This window comes from Janthinobacterium algoris (genome assembly GCF_051380935.1).
GTDB lineage: Bacteria > Pseudomonadota > Gammaproteobacteria > Burkholderiales > Burkholderiaceae_D > Janthinobacterium.
In genome coordinates this window covers 265,775-285,700 of record NZ_JBNYXZ010000007.1, presented here as the reverse complement: position 1 = coordinate 285,700, position 19,926 = coordinate 265,775, and the positions used below count along the sequence as shown (strand labels likewise).

The 19,926-nt window shown below is 60.5% G+C and carries 23 protein-coding genes; 7 read left to right on the top strand and 16 right to left on the bottom strand.

All coding sequences use genetic code 11. From position 1 onward, the window contains the following. Position 1 precedes the first annotated feature (1 nt). From ACQ4W7_RS13225 to panC, 4 genes are all read left to right on the top strand, one after another. Positions 2-481, top strand: coding sequence for a GNAT family N-acetyltransferase (locus ACQ4W7_RS13225; protein ID WP_426072547.1), 480 nt, complete (start codon positions 2-4; stop codon positions 479-481). 107 nt (positions 482-588) lie between these two features. After that, positions 589-798 carry a DUF3460 family protein gene (locus ACQ4W7_RS13220; protein ID WP_034778041.1) on the top strand — a complete coding sequence of 70 codons (210 nt, stop codon included), beginning with the start codon at positions 589-591 and terminating at the stop codon, positions 796-798. Positions 799-815: 17 nt separating this feature from the next. After that, positions 816-1,742, top strand: coding sequence for a segregation and condensation protein A (locus ACQ4W7_RS13215; RefSeq protein ID WP_426072313.1), 927 nt, complete (start codon positions 816-818; stop codon positions 1,740-1,742). A gap of 54 nt (positions 1,743-1,796) precedes the next feature. Continuing rightward, the gene (gene panC, locus ACQ4W7_RS13210) at positions 1,797-2,636 is read left to right on the top strand and encodes a pantoate--beta-alanine ligase (protein WP_436530995.1); all 840 of its coding nucleotides are present in this window, start codon (positions 1,797-1,799) and stop codon (positions 2,634-2,636) included. 39 nt (positions 2,637-2,675) lie between these two features. Here the strand turns inward: panC and ACQ4W7_RS13205 are convergent, their stop codons facing one another. Beyond that, positions 2,676-3,140, bottom strand: a complete 465-nt coding sequence (locus ACQ4W7_RS13205; RefSeq protein WP_436530993.1) for a hypothetical protein — start codon at positions 3,138-3,140, stop codon at positions 2,676-2,678. A gap of 292 nt (positions 3,141-3,432) precedes the next feature. Here ACQ4W7_RS13205 and ACQ4W7_RS13200 point away from each other — a divergent pair, with 292 nt between their 5' ends. Next, positions 3,433-4,185, top strand: coding sequence for an SDR family oxidoreductase (locus ACQ4W7_RS13200; RefSeq protein ID WP_436531027.1), 753 nt, complete (start codon positions 3,433-3,435; stop codon positions 4,183-4,185). Positions 4,186-4,261: 76 nt separating this feature from the next. Here the strand turns inward: ACQ4W7_RS13200 and cheY are convergent, their stop codons facing one another. The 15 genes from cheY to ACQ4W7_RS13125 form a co-directional block, all read right to left on the bottom strand. After that, positions 4,262-4,660: a chemotaxis response regulator CheY gene (gene cheY, locus ACQ4W7_RS13195; protein WP_010396677.1), complete on the bottom strand. Its 399-nt coding sequence runs from the start codon at positions 4,658-4,660 to the stop codon at positions 4,262-4,264. Positions 4,661-4,807: 147 nt separating this feature from the next. Further along, the gene (locus ACQ4W7_RS13190; RefSeq protein WP_426072316.1) at positions 4,808-5,878 is read right to left on the bottom strand and encodes a protein-glutamate methylesterase/protein-glutamine glutaminase; all 1,071 of its coding nucleotides are present in this window, start codon (positions 5,876-5,878) and stop codon (positions 4,808-4,810) included. Positions 5,879-5,985: 107 nt separating this feature from the next. Further along, positions 5,986-6,594: a chemoreceptor glutamine deamidase CheD gene (gene cheD, locus ACQ4W7_RS13185; protein WP_071078257.1), complete on the bottom strand. Its 609-nt coding sequence runs from the start codon at positions 6,592-6,594 to the stop codon at positions 5,986-5,988. A 9-nt stretch (positions 6,595-6,603) separates the two neighbouring features. Continuing rightward, complete coding sequence (locus ACQ4W7_RS13180; RefSeq protein ID WP_131687379.1) at positions 6,604-7,476, bottom strand: CheR family methyltransferase; 873 nt, start codon at positions 7,474-7,476, stop codon at positions 6,604-6,606. A gap of 71 nt (positions 7,477-7,547) precedes the next feature. Further along, positions 7,548-9,269 carry a methyl-accepting chemotaxis protein gene (locus tag ACQ4W7_RS13175; protein ID WP_436530991.1) on the bottom strand — a complete coding sequence of 574 codons (1,722 nt, stop codon included), beginning with the start codon at positions 9,267-9,269 and terminating at the stop codon, positions 7,548-7,550. A gap of 188 nt (positions 9,270-9,457) precedes the next feature. Then, positions 9,458-9,964 carry a chemotaxis protein CheW gene (locus ACQ4W7_RS13170; RefSeq protein WP_034758356.1) on the bottom strand — a complete coding sequence of 169 codons (507 nt, stop codon included), beginning with the start codon at positions 9,962-9,964 and terminating at the stop codon, positions 9,458-9,460. Between the two features lie 30 nt (positions 9,965-9,994). Next, a complete protein-coding gene (gene cheA / locus ACQ4W7_RS13165) occupies positions 9,995-12,196 on the bottom strand; it encodes a chemotaxis protein CheA (protein ID WP_436530989.1) in 2,202 nt (733 codons plus the stop codon). A 43-nt stretch (positions 12,197-12,239) separates the two neighbouring features. Next, positions 12,240-12,605 (bottom strand): response regulator, encoded by a 366-nt coding sequence (locus ACQ4W7_RS13160; RefSeq protein WP_034758362.1) that lies wholly within the window; start codon positions 12,603-12,605, stop codon positions 12,240-12,242. 83 nt (positions 12,606-12,688) lie between these two features. Beyond that, a complete protein-coding gene (locus ACQ4W7_RS13155) occupies positions 12,689-13,237 on the bottom strand; it encodes a chemotaxis protein (protein ID WP_101480496.1) in 549 nt (182 codons plus the stop codon). A gap of 46 nt (positions 13,238-13,283) precedes the next feature. Beyond that, complete coding sequence (motB, locus tag ACQ4W7_RS13150) at positions 13,284-14,249, bottom strand: flagellar motor protein MotB (RefSeq protein ID WP_426072319.1); 966 nt, start codon at positions 14,247-14,249, stop codon at positions 13,284-13,286. A 58-nt stretch (positions 14,250-14,307) separates the two neighbouring features. Further along, entirely contained in the window at positions 14,308-15,168 is an 861-nt protein-coding gene (motA, locus tag ACQ4W7_RS13145) for a flagellar motor stator protein MotA (protein ID WP_426072320.1), read from the bottom strand. Positions 15,169-15,388: 220 nt separating this feature from the next. Beyond that, complete coding sequence (locus tag ACQ4W7_RS13140) at positions 15,389-16,150, bottom strand: class I SAM-dependent methyltransferase (protein ID WP_436530986.1); 762 nt, start codon at positions 16,148-16,150, stop codon at positions 15,389-15,391. Between the two features lie 103 nt (positions 16,151-16,253). Beyond that, positions 16,254-16,817, bottom strand: coding sequence for a flagellar transcriptional regulator FlhC (gene flhC / locus ACQ4W7_RS13135; protein WP_426072322.1), 564 nt, complete (start codon positions 16,815-16,817; stop codon positions 16,254-16,256). A 39-nt stretch (positions 16,818-16,856) separates the two neighbouring features. Further along, complete coding sequence (gene flhD, locus ACQ4W7_RS13130) at positions 16,857-17,174, bottom strand: flagellar transcriptional regulator FlhD (protein WP_353658013.1); 318 nt, start codon at positions 17,172-17,174, stop codon at positions 16,857-16,859. A gap of 285 nt (positions 17,175-17,459) precedes the next feature. Beyond that, on the bottom strand, positions 17,460-17,768 hold the full coding sequence (locus ACQ4W7_RS13125) for a hypothetical protein (RefSeq protein WP_436530984.1): 309 nt from the start codon (positions 17,766-17,768) through the stop codon (positions 17,460-17,462). A gap of 10 nt (positions 17,769-17,778) precedes the next feature. On the opposite strand from ACQ4W7_RS13125, the gene kynU reads away from it, so the two are divergent. Both kynU and kynA read left to right on the top strand, forming a co-directional pair. Beyond that, positions 17,779-19,029, top strand: a complete 1,251-nt coding sequence (gene kynU, locus ACQ4W7_RS13120; RefSeq protein ID WP_436531025.1) for a kynureninase — start codon at positions 17,779-17,781, stop codon at positions 19,027-19,029. A gap of 8 nt (positions 19,030-19,037) precedes the next feature. Continuing rightward, positions 19,038-19,925 (top strand): tryptophan 2,3-dioxygenase, encoded by an 888-nt coding sequence (gene kynA, locus ACQ4W7_RS13115; RefSeq protein WP_426072325.1) that lies wholly within the window; start codon positions 19,038-19,040, stop codon positions 19,923-19,925. Position 19,926 lies beyond the last annotated feature (1 nt).

The window sequence follows — 19,926 nt, the reverse complement described above, 5'->3', positions numbered from 1 at the left end:
GATGAATATCGTGGTGCGCGAAGCAACGAATGCCGATGCACAACTGATGGCCGATCTGACCCGCGCTGCGTGGGCCGGCAAGGTCGCGGCCTCGTCCAGCGGGCATCACGAAACGGCGCAGCAGGTACAAGCCCAGCTACGCCACGGCGGCGGTTTTGTGTTGTTGATCGACGACATTCCAGCCGGTTCGCTGCGCTGGATGCCGCTCGACAGCGATCCGGCCATCTGGAAGATTTCACGCATGGGCGTGCTGCCCGCCTACCGGGGCAGCCACCTCTCGCAGCACTTGCTGGAAGCCATCATTCATCACGGTCTGTCGTGCCAGGCCGAGGAATTGCGCCTGGCGGTGCGGCGCGACCAGCGCAAGTTGATCGATTTTTATGCGGCCTTCGAATTCGACCTGGCCGAAGAACTGGAATATTCGCACGCCAACCCCGCCGAACCGGCGCCGATGGTGATGCGGCGTTTGTTGCGTTATTGATTTTTAGCAATTTCGCCCTGGACTTGCCGATACAACAACCCACCAAGCAACACGGCGCGGTAAAATACGGCCGGCTGACCTTACCTATAAGACACTCAGAAGAGAATATGAAACTGCCTGCAAAACACAACAACTACGTATCCGACCACACCTTGTTCATCGCCGAACTGAAGGCCAAGAACCCTGGCATGGAAGCGGGCCAGCAAGCGGGTCGCGCCCTGCTGTGGGACAAGCCGGCCGTCAGCATCGATGAGCAGGAACGTCAGCTGGCATCGGCTGTCAAGCAACAAGCCTACGTTTACCAGAACAAGAACTAAGATCTGGAACCGGCACGATGTTGCCTGAAGAGTCTGCAGTGACGCCGGAAGCCGACGCTTCCGGTGCCGGCGCAGTCATCGAGTCGCCCGAACCTGTCGCTGACGGCGACGGCAGCGGCGAACCTGCAACATCTGCAAGCACGGACGCGGCGCCCGCCGCCGATCCCCTGGGTATCGCCCGCCTGTATGGCGAGCCCATGCTGCGCATGCCGACGGATTTATACATTCCGCCGGACGCGCTGGAAATCTTCCTCGAAGCCTTCGAAGGCCCGCTCGACTTGCTGCTCTACCTGATCCGCAAGCAAAACTTCAACATTCTCGATATTCCGATGGCGCAGGTCACCCTGCAATATCTGAAGTATGTCGATCAGATCCGCGTGCGCAACCTGGAGCTGGCCGCCGAGTACCTGTTGATGGCGGCCATGCTGATCGAGATCAAGTCGCGCATGCTCTTGCCATCGCGCAAGAGCGACGTTGAGGAAGATGGCGGCGATCCCCGAGCCGAACTGGTGCGCCGCCTGCTCGAGTACGAGCAAATCAAGCTGGCCGCCTACGACCTGAACGCCATTCCGCAGTTTGAGCGCGATTTCGTGCGCACGCAGATTTTCATCGAGCAAAGCCTGACGCCTACCTGGCCCGATGTGGAGCCGGTGGACTTACAGCAGGCCTGGCTCGACGTGCTGAAACGCGCCAAGCTGACCCAGCATCACCGCATCAGCCGCCAGGAACTGTCCGTGCGCGAGCACATGTCGAGCATCCTGCGCCACTTGCAATCGTCGCGCTTTGTCGAGTTCAGCGAGCTGTTCGACATTGCCGGCGGCGTGCCCGTGGTGGTGGTCAACTTCGTGGCCCTGCTGGAACTGGCCAAGGAAACCCTGATCGAAATCACGCAAGCAGAACCGTTTGCCCCCATCTACGTCCGGCTGGCGTATTCGCCCGCCTGATCCCCTCCCTTTGTCACTGACCACCGTACAACGGGGTTTTAGCGAAAGCAATCCATGAAAATTATTTCCGACATCGAAGAATTGCGCGACCAGCTCAGCGGACAGCTGCGCACGGCGTTCGTCCCCACCATGGGCAACCTGCATGAAGGCCATCTGTCACTGATGCGCCTGGCGCGCAAGCATGGCGACCCCGTCGTCGCCTCGATCTTCGTGAACCGCCTGCAATTCGGGCCGAACGAAGACTTCGAGAAATATCCGCGCACCATGGCGGCCGATATCGCCAAGCTGGAAAAAGAAGGCGTGTACGTGCTGTTCGCCCCGACGGAAAAGGAACTGTATCCGGAGCCTCAGGAATACCGCGTACGCCCGCCTGATGACCTGGGCAATACCCTGGAAGGGGAATTTCGCCCCGGCTTCTTCGAAGGCGTGTGCACCGTCGTCACCAAGCTGTTTTCGTGCGTGGGTCCACGAGTGGCCGTGTTCGGCAAGAAGGATTACCAGCAACTGATGATCATCCGCAACATGGCGCGCCAATTCGCGCTGCCGACAGAAATCATCGCCGCCGAAACGTATCGGGCCGACGATGGCCTGGCTTTGTCCTCGCGCAATATGTACTTGTCGGAAAGCGAACGCGCGGAAGCGCCGGAGCTGTACAAGGGACTTAATTTCGTGGCCGAAGAAGTGCGCAAGGGTAACTTGGCCGTCGGCGAACTGGAACAGGCAGCCATGCAACTGCTCGATGGCCGCGGCTGGAAAGCGGACTACATCGCCGTGCGCAAGCGCGCCAACCTGCAGGCGCCGAGCGCCGCCGAACTGGCCGCCGGCGAACCGCTGGTGGTGCTGGCCGCTGCCAAACTGGGGCAGACGCGCCTGATCGACAACCTGGAAATTTAAACGCAGTCACAACGGGGCCGTTCGGCCCCGTTTCTCCCCTTACTTCTCGATTCCAACCAGCTTGAGCTCGGCAAACAGCGGCTTGTGATGGCCGCGTGCCGCTTGCAACATGTCATAGCTGGCTGCATCGAGCACGATTTCCTGTCCCGCCCACAGCTTGCGCTGGTTCGCGGGCAGCCTCAGGCTGCGCAGGATGGCCCGTGCCTGGGCCGGATCGGCTGCCAGCAGGCGGATGGCGTGCGCACCGCGCTGCGCCCCTGTGAGTATCGGTAAACCGCCCTGCGGGCCATTCTGGTTCAGGCTGACATAATCATGACCGCCCACGCGGTGCAGATAGGCATGCCGGCCATCGCCGTCGGCTGCCGGCTGTATGGCAGGCTCCTGGACGTCGCCGGGCTGCATCTCGACGACGGCGGGTGCAACGCTGGCTTGCTCAAGGCTCACGCCGCAAGCTGCCAGCAAGGCCGTGCTCAGGGCAAAGAATAATACGGGTGCTCGGCGCATGTTGCGCTCCTTCTTGTCGGGGTCGGGGACAGAGGTGGAATAGTGCAGCGATCATGAGCCACTTTAGTTGACGTGTAAAGTTAACTTTGGGAAATATTTCATTCCACTTCGCAACTAGCTGCATGGCAGCTTTTGCCAGGCCACCGGCACAGTGGCTTGAACAGGATTGTTAATCTTCATTGCACACTAAAACCATGACGCCCATCTTTATCCACGCAACAATAAAGATCACAATAGCCATACCGGCTCGCAGAAGCACCGCACGGGCCGCCCACCCGACAGGAGAAGCATGATGAATACCATACTCACCCCAGCCAGGGTCGCCATCGTCACAGGCGCCTCGCGCGGCATCGGCGCGGCCATCGCCTGCCGCCTGGCGCGCGACGGCATGCAGGTCGTCGTCAATTACGCCAGCGGCAAGGAGGCGGCGGAACAGCTGGTGGCCACCATTCTTGCCGACGGCGGCACCGCCATTGCGGTCAAGGCCAACGTCGCCGAGGCGGGCGACGTGCAAGCACTGTTCGATGCGGCCGAAGCGGCCTTCGGCGGCGTCGACGTGCTGATCAACAACGCCGGCATCATGCCGCCCGCGCTGCCTGCCCTGGCCGACACGGATGACGCCACCTTCGACAGCCTGTTCGCCGTCAACGTCAAGGGCAGCTTCAACACCATGCGCCAGGCGGCGACGCGCTTGCGCCACGGCGGCAGCGTGGTCAACTTCTCGAGCAGCGTGATTGGCCTGGCCCTGCCCGGCTATTCCGTGTATGGCGCCAGCAAAGCCGCCATCGAGACGATGACGAATATCTTCGCCAAGGAATTGCGCGGCAAGAACATCACCGTCAACGCCATTGCCCCCGGCCCCACGGCCACGGCGCTGTTCTTGAACGGCAAGACGGCAGAAACGATACAGCGCATGAGCAAGATGGCGCCCCTGGAGCGCCTGGGCACGCCTGACGACATCGCCGCCGCCGTGGCCTTTTTGGCCGGTCCCGATGGCCGCTGGGTGAATGGACAAACTTTACGCGCCAACGGCGGCCTGGTGTAAGCAAGCTGCGAGCCGACGAAAAAAAACGCTGCCAGTGCGAACTGGCAGCGTTTTTTTGAAGCGGTTCAAACCGTGATCAAGCGCCGGCTTTTTCCAGCTTCTCGAAAATCTTGTTCAGCTTTTCATCAAGGGTCGCGGCCGTGAACGGCTTGACAACATAACCGCTGGCGCCAGCTTGCGCGGCGGCGATGATGTTTTCTTTTTTCGCTTCGGCGGTGACCATCAGCACGGGCAGCTTGGCCAGTGCGGGATCGGCGCGGATATGCTGCAGCATCGTCAGGCCATCCATATTAGGCATGTTCCAGTCCGAGACGACGAAATCGTAAGATTCCGCGCGCAGCTTGGCCAAGCCCATCACGCCGTCTTCCGCCTCATCGACGTTGGCATAACCCAGTTCCTTCAACAGATTCCGGACAATGCGGCGCATCGTCGAAAAATCGTCAACGACTAAAAATTTCATCTTTGGATCAGCCATGAATAACTCCGTTGTTTCTGTAGCGGTTTGTTAATAATATCGACATGAATGCCGACATTATGGTCGACACTACGGCAGCAAGTTGTAGGATAGCATTTTCGTTGCTTTTAGGCGAACAAACTTGCCCCAGATCATACAAAACGTGGCTTACACGCGCAAAGCACGCATGCCATGCGCAGCCAGGTGTCCCAGCACCATGCCGGGCAGCGCCGTCAAAGCGCCGACCTCATGCGTAGCACCGACGGCGATCGCCTCACGCGGCATGCCGAATACCACGCAACTGGCCTCATCCTGCGCAAAATTATACGCTCCTGCGGCCTTCATCTCCAACATGCCTTGTGCGCCATCCTTGCCCATGCCGGTCAGGATCACGCCGACGGCATTCTTGCCTGCCGATTGCGCGGCCGAACGGAACAGCACATCGACCGAGGGGCGGTGACGGTTGACCGGTTCGCCCTGGTCGATCTTGGTCATGTAGTTGGCGCCGCTGCGCGTCAGGGTCAGGTGCGAATGGCCGGGCGCGATGTAGGCGTGGCCGGGCAGCACGCGTTCGCCGCCTGCCGCTTCCTGCACCGATATCTTGCACAGCGAATCGAGGCGGCGCGCAAACGAGCGCGTAAAGCCTTCCGGCATGTGCTGCGTGATCAGGATGCCGGGGCAATCGGACGGCATCTGCATCAAAAATTCGCGGATCGCTTCCGTGCCGCCCGTGGAAGCACCCACGATGATCAGCTTTTCGCTCGACGTCAAGGGACTGCGCAGCGCAGGCAGCGGTGCGGTCACCTTGTCGCCAGCCGACGGCAGAGTGCGCGCGCGGATGCGCGCCTTCGAGGCGGCGCGGATCTTGTCGGCGATCATGTCGGTGTACTCGCGCATGCCGCTCTGGATGGAAATTTTTGGCTTGGTGACGAAATCAACGGCACCCAGTTCCAGCGCGCGCATGGTGATTTCCGAACCGCGTTCGGTCAGCGACGACACCATCAGCACCGGCATCGGACGCAAGCGCATCAGTTTTTCCAGGAAGTCCAGGCCATCCATCTTCGGCATCTCGACATCAAGGGTCAGCACGTCAGGGTTGGTCTGCTTGATCATCTCGCGCGCCACCAGCGGATCGGGCGCGGCCCCCACCACTTCCATATCGGGCTGACTATTCACGATTTCCGTCATGACGCTGCGAATCAGCGCCGAATCATCCACGATCAATACTTTGATCTTCATAAAATACCCTTCCAGGCCTTGCGGCCCTTATTCTTTATCAAATTAACACGTCCGACAAACCTGTCGCAGGCCGCAAAGCGCGACGCGCGGCAGGTTTGGTCCGGCGCTTAAAACAATTCGATCTCGCCGCCCACCGGGGCAACCTTGAGACGGCTTGCATAATCGAGTTCGCGGCGCACCAGAGTGTCGTTGTGCGTCTGCATCAGCTTTTTCACCAGGACCTTGCCGCTGCGGGGGAAAAAATACACCTTGCGCGGGTGGATGTCATTCAAGTCCTCGGCCACCACGCGCATCTTTTCCGCCTTCAGGTAATTGATGACGAAGGCCGCATTGCGTTCACCGACGTTGATCGCCGTGAAGCCGCGCAGCACGGCGCCGCCGCCAAACACTTTCGCTTCCATGTTTTCGCGCCGCGCACCAGCTTTCAACAGATCGTTGATTAGTATCTCCATGGCGTAAGTGCCATAGCGCATCGATGCGGAGATCGGACTATTCGGATCGCTGCCGCCGTCGGGCAGCATGAAATGGTTCATGCCGCCCAGGCCCGTGACACGGTCGCGGATGCAGGCCGAGACGCAGGAGCCGAGCACGGTGACGATCAGCATATCCTTGTTGGTAAAGTAATACTCGCCAGGCAAAATCTTGGCGGCGTCACAATTGAACGTCCTGTCGTAATAGACGTTAGTGGCAAATTGCTCTTTGGATTCCAGGCTCATATTTCACTCTCATGTACGATGCGACGATGCCTTGGGCGCGGCGCCCCGAGGCTGGTCGAGCTCATAGACTGTTTTACCGCGCAGCTTCAATGAATCCGACACGTACAGGAAATTCTCCGAATGGCCCGCAAACAGCAGGGCATCAGGCTTCATCAATGGCACAAAGCGCGACAGGATCTTGCGCTGCGTCGCCTTGTCAAAATAAATCATCACGTTACGGCAAAAGATGACGTCGAACTGGCCCGTCAATGGCCAACTGTCGGCCAGCAGGTTGAGCGGCTTGAAGGTGATCATCTGGCGCAGTTCCGGGCGCACCCGCACCTGCCCCTCGCGGTCGCCCTTGCCGCGCAAGAAAAAGCGCCGCGCACGGTCGGCCGGCATCTTGTCGAGCCGGTCCAGGTTGTAGACGCCATTAGCGGCCGTGGCCAGCACATTCGTGTCGATGTCCGTGGCGATGATGGTCACCGGCGGCGTGAGCGTATTAAACGCCTCGCACACCGTCATGGCGATCGAGTACGGCTCCTCGCCGGTGGAACTGGCCGAACACCAGATGGTGATCGGCCCGTTCAATTTTTTCACATGCTCGGCCAGCAGCGGGAAGTGATGCGCCTCGCGGAAGAACGACGTCAAGTTGGTCGTCAGCGCATTCGTGAACGCTTCCCACTCGTCGCCCATGCGACCCGCTTCCAGGTCGTCCAGGTAGCGGACGAACGAGGAGATGCCGGTCGCGCGCAGGCGCCGCGCCAGGCGGCTGTAGACCATCTCCTGCTTGCTGTCGGCCAGCGCAATGCCGGCCCGCTTGTAAATCATGGCGCGGACCCGTTCGAAGTCCTTGCCGGTGAAATCAAATTCCTTGACCGAATCCGTTTTAGTTTGCGGCATTTTGTTTTTACCTCTCTATGACTACTCTGACCAATGCCTTTGCAAGTATAACTAGCGGGACCGGGTTGGCGTCAGAACTCTTCCCAATCGTCGCCGCCGGCCGCCGCCAGCTTTTTCGCGGGCGGTGGCGCGCCGGCTTGCGCTGCCTTTGCCAACCGCCGTGTAGTTGCCGCCACTGCCGGTGCCGGCCGTGCCGCTTTCACCGGCACGGGTGCGGGCGCGGGCATGGCCGCCTGCACCGCGCTCTCGCCGTCCAGCTTGAAGATGCTGACGGCGTCGGCCAGTTTCTGCGCCTGCTCCTGCATGCTCTCGGCGGCGGCCGCCGCTTCCTCCACCAGCGCCGCATTTTGCTGCGTCATCTGGTCCATCTGCGCGATGGCCTGGTTGACTTCCTCGATGCCATGGCTCTGTTCCTGCGTTGCCGCCGTGATCTCGCCCATGATGTCGGCCACCTGCCGGATCGACGTGACGATCAGCCCCATGGTCTGTCCCGCCTCATCCACCAGGCGACTGCCGGCATCAACCTTGTCGACCGAGTCGCCGATCAGGCCCTTGATCTCTTTCGCTGCGCCAGCGGACCGTTGGGCCAAATTACGCACTTCGGACGCCACCACCGCAAAACCGCGTCCCTGCTCGCCTGCGCGCGCCGCTTCGACGGCCGCATTCAACGCCAGGATATTCGTCTGGAAAGCAATGCCGTCAATGACGCCGATAATATCGACAATCTTGCGCGAACTGTCCTTGATGGAACCCATGGTGTCGACCACTTGCGCCACTACCTTGCCGCCCTGCTCCGCCACCGACGATGCCGACACGGCCAGCTGGTTGGCCTGGCGCGCGTTGTCCGCATTCTGCTTCACGGTCGACGTCAGCTCTTCCATCGACGACGCCGTCTCTTCGAGCGAACTGGCTTGCGTTTCCGTGCGCGCCGACAGGTCCGCATTGCCGCTGGCGATCTCGCGCGACGCCACGGTGATGGTGTCCGTCCCATTGCGCACGTCGCTGACCGTTTGCACCAGGCTCTCGTTCATGTCCTTGAGCGCCTGTTGCAACGCGCTCGTTTCATCCTTGCCCTCGACCACCACGCGCGCTGTCAGCTCGCCGGCTGCCACCTTTTGCGCTACCGCCACGGCACCGGACAGCGGCACCGTGATCGAGCGCGTGATGAAGATGGCGCACCAGGCGCCGATCGCCACCGCCGCGCCGCCCAGGATGAAGAGTACTGTCATCAGGCGCGCATCGGCCGCCAGCGAGTCGTCCATGAAGCTTTGCTGCGCCACATGCTGCAAGTCGAGCAGCTTGTTGATATCAGCCAGGGTCGTCTTGTTCAAGGGGTCGATGCGGGTGGCAATCACCTTTGCCGCACCCTCGCTGTTAAACGCCAGCACCTGCCCCATCGCTTCCTTGAAAGCGGCATCGACTTCGCCGTCGACCTTGGCGATATTGGCCAGCAGCGCCTTCTCGCCCTCGGACAGGCCCAGGCTGGCCAGCTTGCCGCGCGCGCCGTCGTACAGCTTGCGCTGCTCGCGCACCTTGCCCTCTTCCACCTGCATCAGGCCCACATCGCCTTGCAGGCCGATATTGCGCATGGCGATACCGGTTTCCAGCATCGCGCTTTTCATCAGCGACGCCTGCGTATTCTTTTCGCTTGCCAGTGCCAGGCCCGTGAGCAACTGGGCCTTGTTACGGTAATTCAGTGCATTCGCCGAAACGATCACCACCACCAGGATGGCGAGGATGCTGCCAAAACCTATCCCCAGCCGGGTGCCTATCTTGAAATCGCGCAAACTCATTACAGTCTCCAATATTTATGTGAACGGCGCCCGTTCAACCGGACGGCGCCGTGTTATGGCCTGGTCTCTGTCGGACCTTGCAGCCTGCCGGCGCGCCTCTGCTCGCGCCGGTACATGCATATCTGTAGTGATACTTTGCGTGGCAAAACGGCAGCGCACCGGGCGCCGCCTTGCTGCCATCCGGCTGCTTACGCCGCCAGCTTGTCGATCAGGCCCATCTCGCTGCTCGACATCAGTTTGTCGATATCGACCAGGATCAGCATGCGCTCGTCGATGGTACCCAGGCCGATCATGTAGTCGGTCGAGAAGGCGGTGCCCATTTCCGGCGCCGGCTTGACCTGCTCCGGCGTCAGGGTCGTGACGTCGGAGACGCTGTCGACCACCATGCCGACGATACGACCGCCGATGTTCAGGATAATCACCACCGTGAACTGGTCGTACACGGGCGTGCCCAGGTTGAACTTGATGCGCATGTCGACCACGGGAATGATGATGCCGCGCAGGTTGATCACGCCCTTGATGAATTCAGGCGCGTTGGCGATGCGCGTGACCGCTTCATACCCACGGATTTCCTGGACCTTCAGGATATCGATGCCGTACTCTTCGGAGCCCAGGGTAAAGGCCAGGAATTCACGGCCGGCGATGTCCTTGCCGTCGCCCGCATTGCTTCCGGATGTTTGTTGAGTATCTGACATGGTGCGTTTTCCTATCTTTATCTATCGGTATTACGAAAAAATGGACTCGTCGGCCAGCTGGCGAGAGGAACGGATCAGGGCAGCGACATCGAGAATCAGCGACACGCCGCCATCGCCCAGGATGGTGGCGCCGGAAATGCCCACCACCTTGCGGTAATTCGATTCGAGGTTTTTCACCACGACCTGCTGTTGTCCCACCAGGTCGTCGACAAACAGGGCCGCCTTGCGCCCTTCCGTCTCGAGAATCACGCAGATACCTTCCGAGGGACTGGTAAAGCGCGGTACGATATCGAACATCTGGTACAGCGGAATCAGCGGCAGGTATTCGCCACGCACTTTCACCACCTGCCCGCGGCCAGCGATGTCCTTGATATCCTCAACGGCTGGCTGCAACGATTCGATGACAAAGCCCAGCGGTAAAATATACACTTCGTCGCCGACGCGGATCGACATGCCGTCCAGGATGGCCAGGGTCAGCGGCAGCGAGATGGAAATCGTCGTGCCGAAACCCTTCGCCGAACGGATATCGACCGCGCCGCCCATGGCGCTGATATTGCGCTTGACGACATCCATGCCCACGCCGCGGCCCGACACGTCGGTGACCGCTTCGGCGGTGGAAAAGCCGGGCGCGAAGATAAGCTGCCACACGTCGGCGTCACTCATCGTCTCGGACACGTCCAGTCCCTGCTGCTGCGCCTTGGCCAGGATGCGCTCGCGGTTCAGCCCCGCGCCATCATCGGAAACTTCGATGATGATGTTGCCGCCCTGGTGGCTGGCCGAGAGGAACAAACGACCGGCCTCAGTCTTGCCGGCGGCCACGCGGGCGGCCGGCATTTCCACGCCGTGGTCGATGCTGTTGCGCACCAGGTGCGTCAGCGGATCGACGATGCGCTCAATCAGGCCCTTGTCCAGTTCCGTGGCGGCGCCATTGGTGATGAAATCGACCTTTTTGCCCAACTTGGTCGCCAGGTCGCGTACCATGCGCGGGAAGCGCGAAAAGACGAAATCCATCGGCATCATGCGGATCGACATCACCGCTTCCTGCAAGTCGCGCGTATTGCGCGTCAGGTGGCTGACGCTGTCGAGCAGTTTCTCGTGCAGCATCGGGTCGAGCGCACCGGCGCGCTGCTCGATCATCGCCTGCGTGATCACCAACTCGCCCACCAGGTTGATCAGCTGGTCGACTTTTTCAATCGAGACGCGGATCGACGACGATTCGGTACCGGCCTTCTCGCCCTCTTTTTTGGCCGGTTTCTTTTCCGGCTCCACCTCGGTCGCGGCGCTCGCCACGGCCGGCCCGCCGGCAGCGCCGGCGTTGCCCGCCTTGGCGGCATCGGCGCGGATCTGGGCCAAAGGCTGGAAGAAACCATAGCCTTGTTCGGCGTCGCTCTGTACACCGGCGGCGGCGCGGATGTCCTCGAGCGGCTGGAAGAAACCATAGCCGGGGTCCATCGCGCCCTGAGCGGCAGGCGCCCCTGGCAGGGGGTCGAAGAAACCATAGCCCTGGGCTTTTTCCTGCGCCGCGCGGGCCGCTTCGGCTTCGCCTGGCGCCAATGGCGGCGCCTGCGTGATCACCATGTCGTCGGGATTGAGCACGAACGAGCAGATGGCCAGGATATCGTCCAGGCTTTCATGCGTCGTCACTTCCAGCAGCTTGCGTGCGTCGGCCAGGGTGGACACGGCGACATCGCCCAGCAAGCCCAGTTCGGCCGCCAGCGCCTCGACTTCGCGCTCTTCCATCTTCGGCAGTTCCAGGCGGTAGCGCTGGCCACCGGCGTGGCTGACGGCTGCCTTTTCCGTCGTATGGAAGGCCGGCGCGACAGGCGTGAGCGCGGCCACGGGTACGTCCTGCGAGAACGACTGCAGCATCATGCGCACATTGGCCACGGCATCCTGGTCGACGGCGCTGCCCAGGCGATGGCCGTCGAGCTGCATCTTGAGGATGTCCTTGGCGGCCAAAAAGGCGTCGACGTGTTCCGCCGTCAGGGCCATCTGGCCCTGGCGGATGCGGTCGAGCAGCGACTCGAGGATGTGCGTCACCTCGCTCATGTCGCTCAGGCCGAACGTCGATGCGCCGCCCTTGATCGAATGGGCGGTGCGGAAAATGGCATTCAGGTCTTCGGCGTCGGGCGCCGCAATATCAACGGCCAGCAACAGCCGTTCTTTTTCAGCCAGCAGTTCTTCGGCCTCATCGAAAAAGACCTGAAAAAACTGGCTAATATCGATGGTCATAGGGTGACTCCGTCAATTGCATCGTTGCGCTGCGCGACTGGCATCAGCCGATCACCTTCTTGACCACTTCGATCAGGCGTTGCGGATCGAAGGGCTTGACCAGCCAGCCATTGGCGCCGGCGGCACGTCCTTTCGACTTCATTTCGTCCGACGACTCCGTCGTCAGCATCAGGATGGGCACCTTCTGGTACGTCGGCAGTTCGCGCAGCAGTTTGATCAGCTCCAGGCCATCCATGCGCGGCATGTTCTGGTCCGTCAATACCAGGTCCACGGTTTGCAGCTTGGCTTTTTCCAGTCCGTCCTGGCCATCGACGGCCTCCACCACCTGGTAACCGGCGGCTTTCAGACTGAACGCCACCATCTGGCGCAATGAGCTGGAATCGTCCACTGCAAGTATCGTTTTGGCCATCTTTGCTCCCACTTATTCCGGGCATCCTGCCCGAGTATTTGATTAATCAATCCATGCAACCGCAAGCGTTCCGTATTGGCATGCTAGAACAGCTCGATGTCGCCACTTTCCAAATGCTGTTGACTGACAGCCTTGCGCAGCACGCTGCGCAACTCCAGGCTTTGAATCGCCAGCGCCATGCTGACCCGTCCCAGCAAGGCGACAATTTCTTCATTGTCGCTCTCCGGCAACATCTCCGCGCCATGCGAGCCCAAGGTACCGAGGAACTCGCGCAAGCCCGTCACCCGTTTCAAGGTGCGCTCGATCAGCTGACTGGTCATGTCCTGGAACTGCAGGCTGGTGATGGCGGCATTCACGTAGCCTCCCACTTCGTCCTGCAACGCCAGCAGTTTTTCCCGCTGCTGCTCGGCCGGAATACCGCCTTCGAGCAGCATGGCGATGGTATCTTGCTGCGCAGCGACGGCTGCATGTATCGCCATGAAATTGAAGGACAGCTTCTCGATCGCCTCTTCCAGCAAGATGCCGGTCTGCACCAGGTCGGTTTCCACCTCCGTCAAGTGCTTGCGGCCATGGTCCGACACGCCAGACAGCAGGCGTTTTACATGCGAGCCAAGTATTTTCTTTCTTGTCATAAAGGTCTCATTGTTTCAATACACCACGCGTAGACAGCCTTGCATGTCATTTTTTCGCCGCTGCCGGGATGGGAGCGGGCGGCGCACCCGCCGCCAGCCCTGAAGCGATAGCGGCGGAAGCGGCATCGGTCACCGGCAGCTCGATCGCCGACCCATCGCGCAGAACATTTTCTTCCGTGCGTTTGTTCATGACAATGATGCTGATGCGCCGGTTGATCGGATTGAAGGGATCGAGCTTGTCCAGGTGGGCGGCCGAGCCCAGTCCCACCACGCGCAATACTTTTTCTTCCTTCATGCCGCCAATCACCAGTTCGCGCCGCGACGCATTTGCGCGGTCAGCCGACAATTCCCAGTTGCTGTAGCCGGCATCGCTCATGTAGGGCGTCGAATCCGTGTGCCCGGACAGGCCGATGCGATTCGGTACTTCATTGAGCACGAAGCCGATGGCGTGCAGGATTTCCTTGGTATAGGGTTGCAGATTCGCATTGGCGAGCGCAAACATCGGACGATTCTGCTCGTCGACGATCTGGATGCGCAAACCTTCGCTGGTAATATCGAGCAGCAATTGGTTCTTGTATTTTTTCAGCAGGGGATTGGCATCGATGGTCGCCTCAATGCGCGCCTTGAGCGCCTGCAGGCGCCGGCCTTCCTCGCGTTCGAGCGCGGCCTTGGCGGAATTGAGGTCAAACGACTTGCGCTGCTGCTCTTCCTGCGCCTTGCGCACTTGTCCATCCTGGCGTGACAGGTCCTGGCCGCCGCCCTGGATCACGGAGTTGCTCTCGCCGCTGCCGGAACCGCCCGCCATCGCCACTTTCAGGGGCGTCTTGAAGAATTCGGAAATGCCGTTCAAGTCGCCCTTCGACGTGGAACCCAACAGCCACATCAGCAGGAAGAAGGCCATCATGGCCGTGACAAAATCGGCGTAAGCGATTTTCCACGCCCCGCCATGGTGGCCGCCAGCCGTTTTCTTGATACGCTTGACGATAATCGGGCGCATGCCTTCATCGGCCATGGCGTCCCCCTTCCGTGTGCTGCAAATGACTCATGGTGTCCAGGCGTATGTTCACTGCTTACTTCGTTTTCGATTTCTTGATGTGGTCTTCCAACTCGTTGAACGTCGGGCGCTCGGTCGAGAACAGGACCTTGCGGCCGAACTCCACGGCCAGCGCCGGCGCATAGCCGTTCAAGCTGGCCAGCAAGGTCACTTTGACGCACTGGAACATCTTGCTCGACTCATCCAGCTTCTGCTCCAGCAAGCTGGCCAGCGGCCCCACGAAACCGTAGGCCAGCAAGATGCCGAGGAAGGTGCCGACCAGCGCGTGCGCGATCAGCATGCCCAGCTCGGCTGGGGGTATGCCCACCGATTCCATCGTGTGCACCACGCCCATGACGGCGGCGACGATACCGAAAGCGGGCAAGCCGTCGCCCACCTTGGCAATCACGTGGGCCGGCACGGCGCCTTCGTGATGGTGCGTCTCGATTTCGTTGTCCATCAGGTTTTCGATCTGGAAGGCATCCATATTGCCTGATACCATCAGGCGCAGGTAGTCGGTCATGAATTCGACGATGTGGTGATCGGCAAGCACGGCCGGATACTTGGAAAACAGGGGGCTCTCTTCGGGTTTGTCGATATCGCCTTCGATCGACATCAAGCCTTCCTTGCGCACCTTGCTGAGCACTTCGAACAGCAGCGACATCAGTTCCATGTACAGCTCTTTGGTATAGCGCGAACCCTTGAACAGGCTGGGCAAAGCGGCGATCGTCGCCTTGATGGCCTTGTTATTGTTACCAACAAGGAAGGCGCCCAGGGCGGCGCCGCCGATCATCAGCAACTCCAGCGGCTGGAACAGCGCCGCCAGATGGCCGCCGGCCATTGCGAAGCCGCCAAAGACCGAGGCGCAGACGATGATGTATCCGATTATGACTAACAAAGTGCCCTGACTCCCAATAAAGGCCGGGACTGTGTGCCCGGCATGTTCAAACCCGTTCCTGCCCTCTGGCGACTGCGGCGCCGACGAAGACAGCGGCAAAAAAAGTGACCGAAAGTCAATTGAAATGCGTCGCTTTTCAATGCAATTCCGAGAAAATGCCGTGTGGAACTACAATAACGTGAGATCGCCCTCCGGGCAAGCAAATAACGCAGACAATTGCTTAAAAGCACCATATGTAAAGCAAAGGGCCACCCTCTGTGGCGGCGATGGTCTTATCGGGTTCGCGTGCCGCAATCTGGAATTCGTAACTAAGAAGCATGCTACCGGGCAACATCTCCCTTTCCGCCTTGCGCCACAGGGCCGCCATCGCCGCTGGCGACAGGTAAGCAAAGACCGCGTCGTAGCGGCTGAAATCGAGCGCTTCGTAGTCGCCGCGCAGGAAGCGCGCACGGCTCCCCGACAGCCGCGCGCGCAAGAGGCTTGCCAGCCACGGCAGCGGCGCCAGCTCGATGCCGGAAAACTGCCCATCGGGCCGGCGCCGCGCCAAGTCCAGCACCAGGCCGCCCAGGCCGCTGCCTATATCGATCAGGCGCACGCCGGGACGGTCCGCAATCAGCTCGGCAACCGCACGCCATACGCGCGGCCCGGACGGATAAAACGGCACTTGCGTGCGAAACGTGGACCAATACAGGCTTAGCAGGAAGACAAAGGCCGCCAGGAACACGGCCGGGGGCCAGTGCAACAAGCTGGCCGCCAGCAGCGCAGGCGCAAACAGCAGGCCGATGGCGCACCACCAGCGCGCCAGGCCCGCGCGCCAGGTAATAAGCGCCGCCAGCACGCCCTGCAGCAAGGCGACGACCGGCAACGACATGGCCAGGCCCACACGCGCCAGGCCATATACTAATAGCAACATCAAGGGAAAGGCCAGCACCTGGATCAGGATGGCCTTGAGCGCGGGCGCGCGCAGGATTTGTTGCAGCATGGGACAGTCATCGGAGGAAAACGCCAGTGTAAGCGAAAGCACCATGAAAAAGCCGGAGTCCGGTCTGGCGACCGGCTCCGGCTTGAACGATGCGGGGGCAGTCTCAGGCGATCACACTCGGCGACGCGATTGCGGCCGCTTCATCGCGCGCCTTCTTGGTCTTGCCTGCACGCGAAGGCATGTGGCACAGGCCGCAGACGTAATCGGCGTTCAGGTCGAGGCAGTTGACGACAAACTTGCCGCCGCACTTGCCGCAGGGCGCCATGTTCAGCATCTTGCTGCTGAAAAAGCGCACCAGGGTCCAGGCCCGCGTCAGCGACAGTTGCGGCTCTTCACCGGCCTCTGGCGGCATTTGCTCCAGATACAGCTTATACGCCTTCATCACGGCTTCGATGCCGGTGGCGCCGGCGTGGTCGACGAGGAATTTGTGGATATTGATGAACAGTGAGGAATGGATATTCGGCTGCCAGGTGAGGAACCAGTCGGTGGAAAAGGGCAGCATGCCCTTGGGCGGCGAGACGCCCTTCAATTCCTTGTACAGGTTCAGCAGGCGTTCGCGCGACAGCGAGACTTCGGTCTCCAGCAGTTGCAGGCGCGCGCCCAGCTGTATCAACTCGATGGCCAGCTTGATTTCTTGCGCTTCCGATACGACACTTTTCTTGGCCATGCTGACTACTCCGCGACTGACGAGTACAAATTTAAAAACTTAGGCGATTTCTTCGACGCCTTGGCCGGCCATCAGGATAGCGGCATGCGACTGGGCCAGCGAGCGGTCTTTATTGTAGTTCGTCAACATACCCAGGATGGCGCCGTCGTCGAAGCGGAAGCGGGCCAGCATCATGTTGCCGCCTGCGAGCTTCAGAATCTGCGCATTGCTCATGCCTTCGATCAATTCGGCGATTTCGGCGGCTATGCCCAAACGGAAGATGGCCGTTACCTTGTCCGCACGAATCATTTGCTGGGCCAGCATCAGGTAGCTCAGGTTAGCGTCGCGAATCTCAGCCATCATGTCGTTAGCAGTCATTTCCATCTCCTCAATCCGTTGAATTCAGCTGGCGTTGTTTGTTGCCAGTGAGATACATTCTGCAGGAGCAACATCAAACGCAACAGAGGCGAAGGACTGTATTTTTGGTCGGGAAATGGCGGACAGGACCGTAGGTGTTTGTCTGACAAACACTGCTCGATCATGGTCGCACGCCAGTAACGGCGCGGATGTGGAAGGTGGGCGCGGGGCGGAATTTACCCGACTTCAGGCCTGTAAAAAATATCACTTTTTTACAACAACTTGACCAGAATCAAGTCTGCTTACCTAGATAACGGCTGCCTTGGCAGGAACTTTAGGGCTTTTTCGAAAAATATTTAAAAGCCCCGCGTTCTTTTTGAGCGGTTTAGCACCGTTCATATGATTGTTGACGGCGGCGCCTGGCAAAACTTTAGGGCGATTTGAAAATATTTTAAAAAATCGTGATTTTTTTCGTTGACGCCCCACAGGGAGGTACTTTCCGCCCCCGTTCAGCGCGCAAATTCCGCTTTTTGGCGGGGATTTGCTACACTGGCTGCTTCCGCATAATACTTTAGACTTCAAACAATATTGTGCTATTAAGACAAGAATTAACATGAAAGCCACCATGATTTCTCGACATGACTGCAGCGCGCGCGATCTCGATGATCCCCTGGCGCCCTTGCGCCAGCAATTCGACTTGCCGCAAGGCGTAATTTACCTCGATGGCAATTCCTTGGGCGCACGGCCGAAAGCGGCCCTGGCCCGCGCCCAGCACGTCATCACGGCAGAATGGGGCACGGACCTGATCCGCAGCTGGAATACGGCTGGCTGGTTCGACTTGCCCAAGCGACTGGGTGACCGCCTGGCCCCGCTGCTGGGTGCCGGCACGGGCGAAGTGGTCATCACCGACACCACCTCCGTCAACCTGTTCAAGGCTCTGGCCGCCGCCCTGCAGATGCAGGCCAGCGATCCCACCCATGCCGCGCGCAGAATCATCGTCAGCGAGCGCAGCAACTTCCCCACCGACCTTTACATGGCGCAAGGCCTGGCCGCCTGGCTCGACCGCGGCTACCAGCTGCGCCTGGTCGACAGTCCCGAGGAACTGGCACAAGCCATCGATGCCGATTGCGCCGTCGCCATGCTCACGCACGTCAACTACCGTACCGGCTATCAGCACGACATGGCCGCCATCAGCAGCCATTGCCACGCGCAGGGCGCGCTGGCGCTGTGGGACCTGGCCCATTCGGCCGGCGCCGTGCCGCTGGACCTGAACGGCGCCGGCGCCGACCTGGCCGTCGGCTGCACCTATAAATATCTGAATGGCGGCCCCGGTTCGCCCGCATTTATCTGGGTGCCGGCAAAGCACCAGGCGCGCTTCCGCCAGCCTTTGTCCGGCTGGTGGGGTCACGCCACGCCGTTCGCCATGGACCCGGGCTACACCCCGGCCGACGGCATCGCCCGCGCGCTGTGCGGCACGCAGCCGATTCTCTCGCTGGCCCTGGTCGAATGCGGACTGGATATCTTTGCGCAAACGAGCATGGAAGCCATCCGCCGCAAGTCGCTGGCCCTGACCGATTTGTTCATCGCCCTGGTGGAACAGCGCTGCGCCAGCCATCCGCTGGGCCTCGTCACCCCGCGCGAGCATGCACGGCGTGGCAGCCAGGTCAGCTTCACGCACCCGCACGGCTACGCCGTGATGCAGGCGCTGATCGCGCGCGGCGTGATCGGCGACTACCGCGAGCCGGCCATCATGCGCTTCGGTTTCACGCCCCTGTATACGAGCTTTGCCGACGTATGGGATGCCGTGGACATCTTGCGCGACATCCTCGATAACCAAGCCTACGACATCGCCGCCAAACGCGACGCGGTGACCTGAACCATCCCATGAGCGACGAAAAGAATATGAACAAGGAAAACACCAGCGGCTGCCCCATGCATGCCGGCGGCCAGGAGGCGCAGTGGCATGGCGCGCAGATGGATTTCAGCGAATCGATGAGCTACGCTAACTACCTGGCGCTGGACCGCATCCTGACGGCCCAGCATCCGCTGTCGCCGAACCACAACGAAATGCTGTTCATCGTGCAGCACCAGACCAGCGAATTGTGGATGAAGCTGATGCTGCACGAAATGCATGCCGTGCGCGCCAACCTGCAAAGCGGCGACCTGGCGCCCGCCTTCAAGATGCTGGCCCGCGTAGCGCGCATCATGGACCAGCTGGTGCATGCGTGGGACGTGCTGGCCACCATGACGCCGCCCGAATACACGGCCATCCGCCCCTACCTGGGCGCTTCGTCCGGCTTCCAGTCCTTCCAGTACCGCGAAATTGAATTCATTTTAGGGAACAAGAACGCCGCCCTGCTGAACGTGCACACCACAGCGCCGGACACCTATGCGGTGCTCGACGCTGCCCTGCGCACGCCGTCCGTCTACGATGAAGCCGTCAAGCTGCTGGCGCGCAGCGGCCTGCCCATCGCCCCCGAACGGCTGAACGCCGACTGGACGCAGCCGACCGCCGCCGATGCCTCGGTAAAAGCGGCCTGGCTGGAAGTCTACCGCGACCCGTCGAAACACTGGGCCCTGTACGAGCTGGCCGAAAAGCTGGTGGACCTAGAGACGGCCTTCCGCTTCTGGCGCTTCCGCCATGTGACGACGGTGGAGCGCATCATCGGTTTCAAAACGGGCACGGGCGGCACGGCGGGCGTGAGCTATTTGCGCAAGATGCTCGACGTGGTATTGTTCCCCGAGCTATTTGCCCTTCGCACGGAGCTCTGAT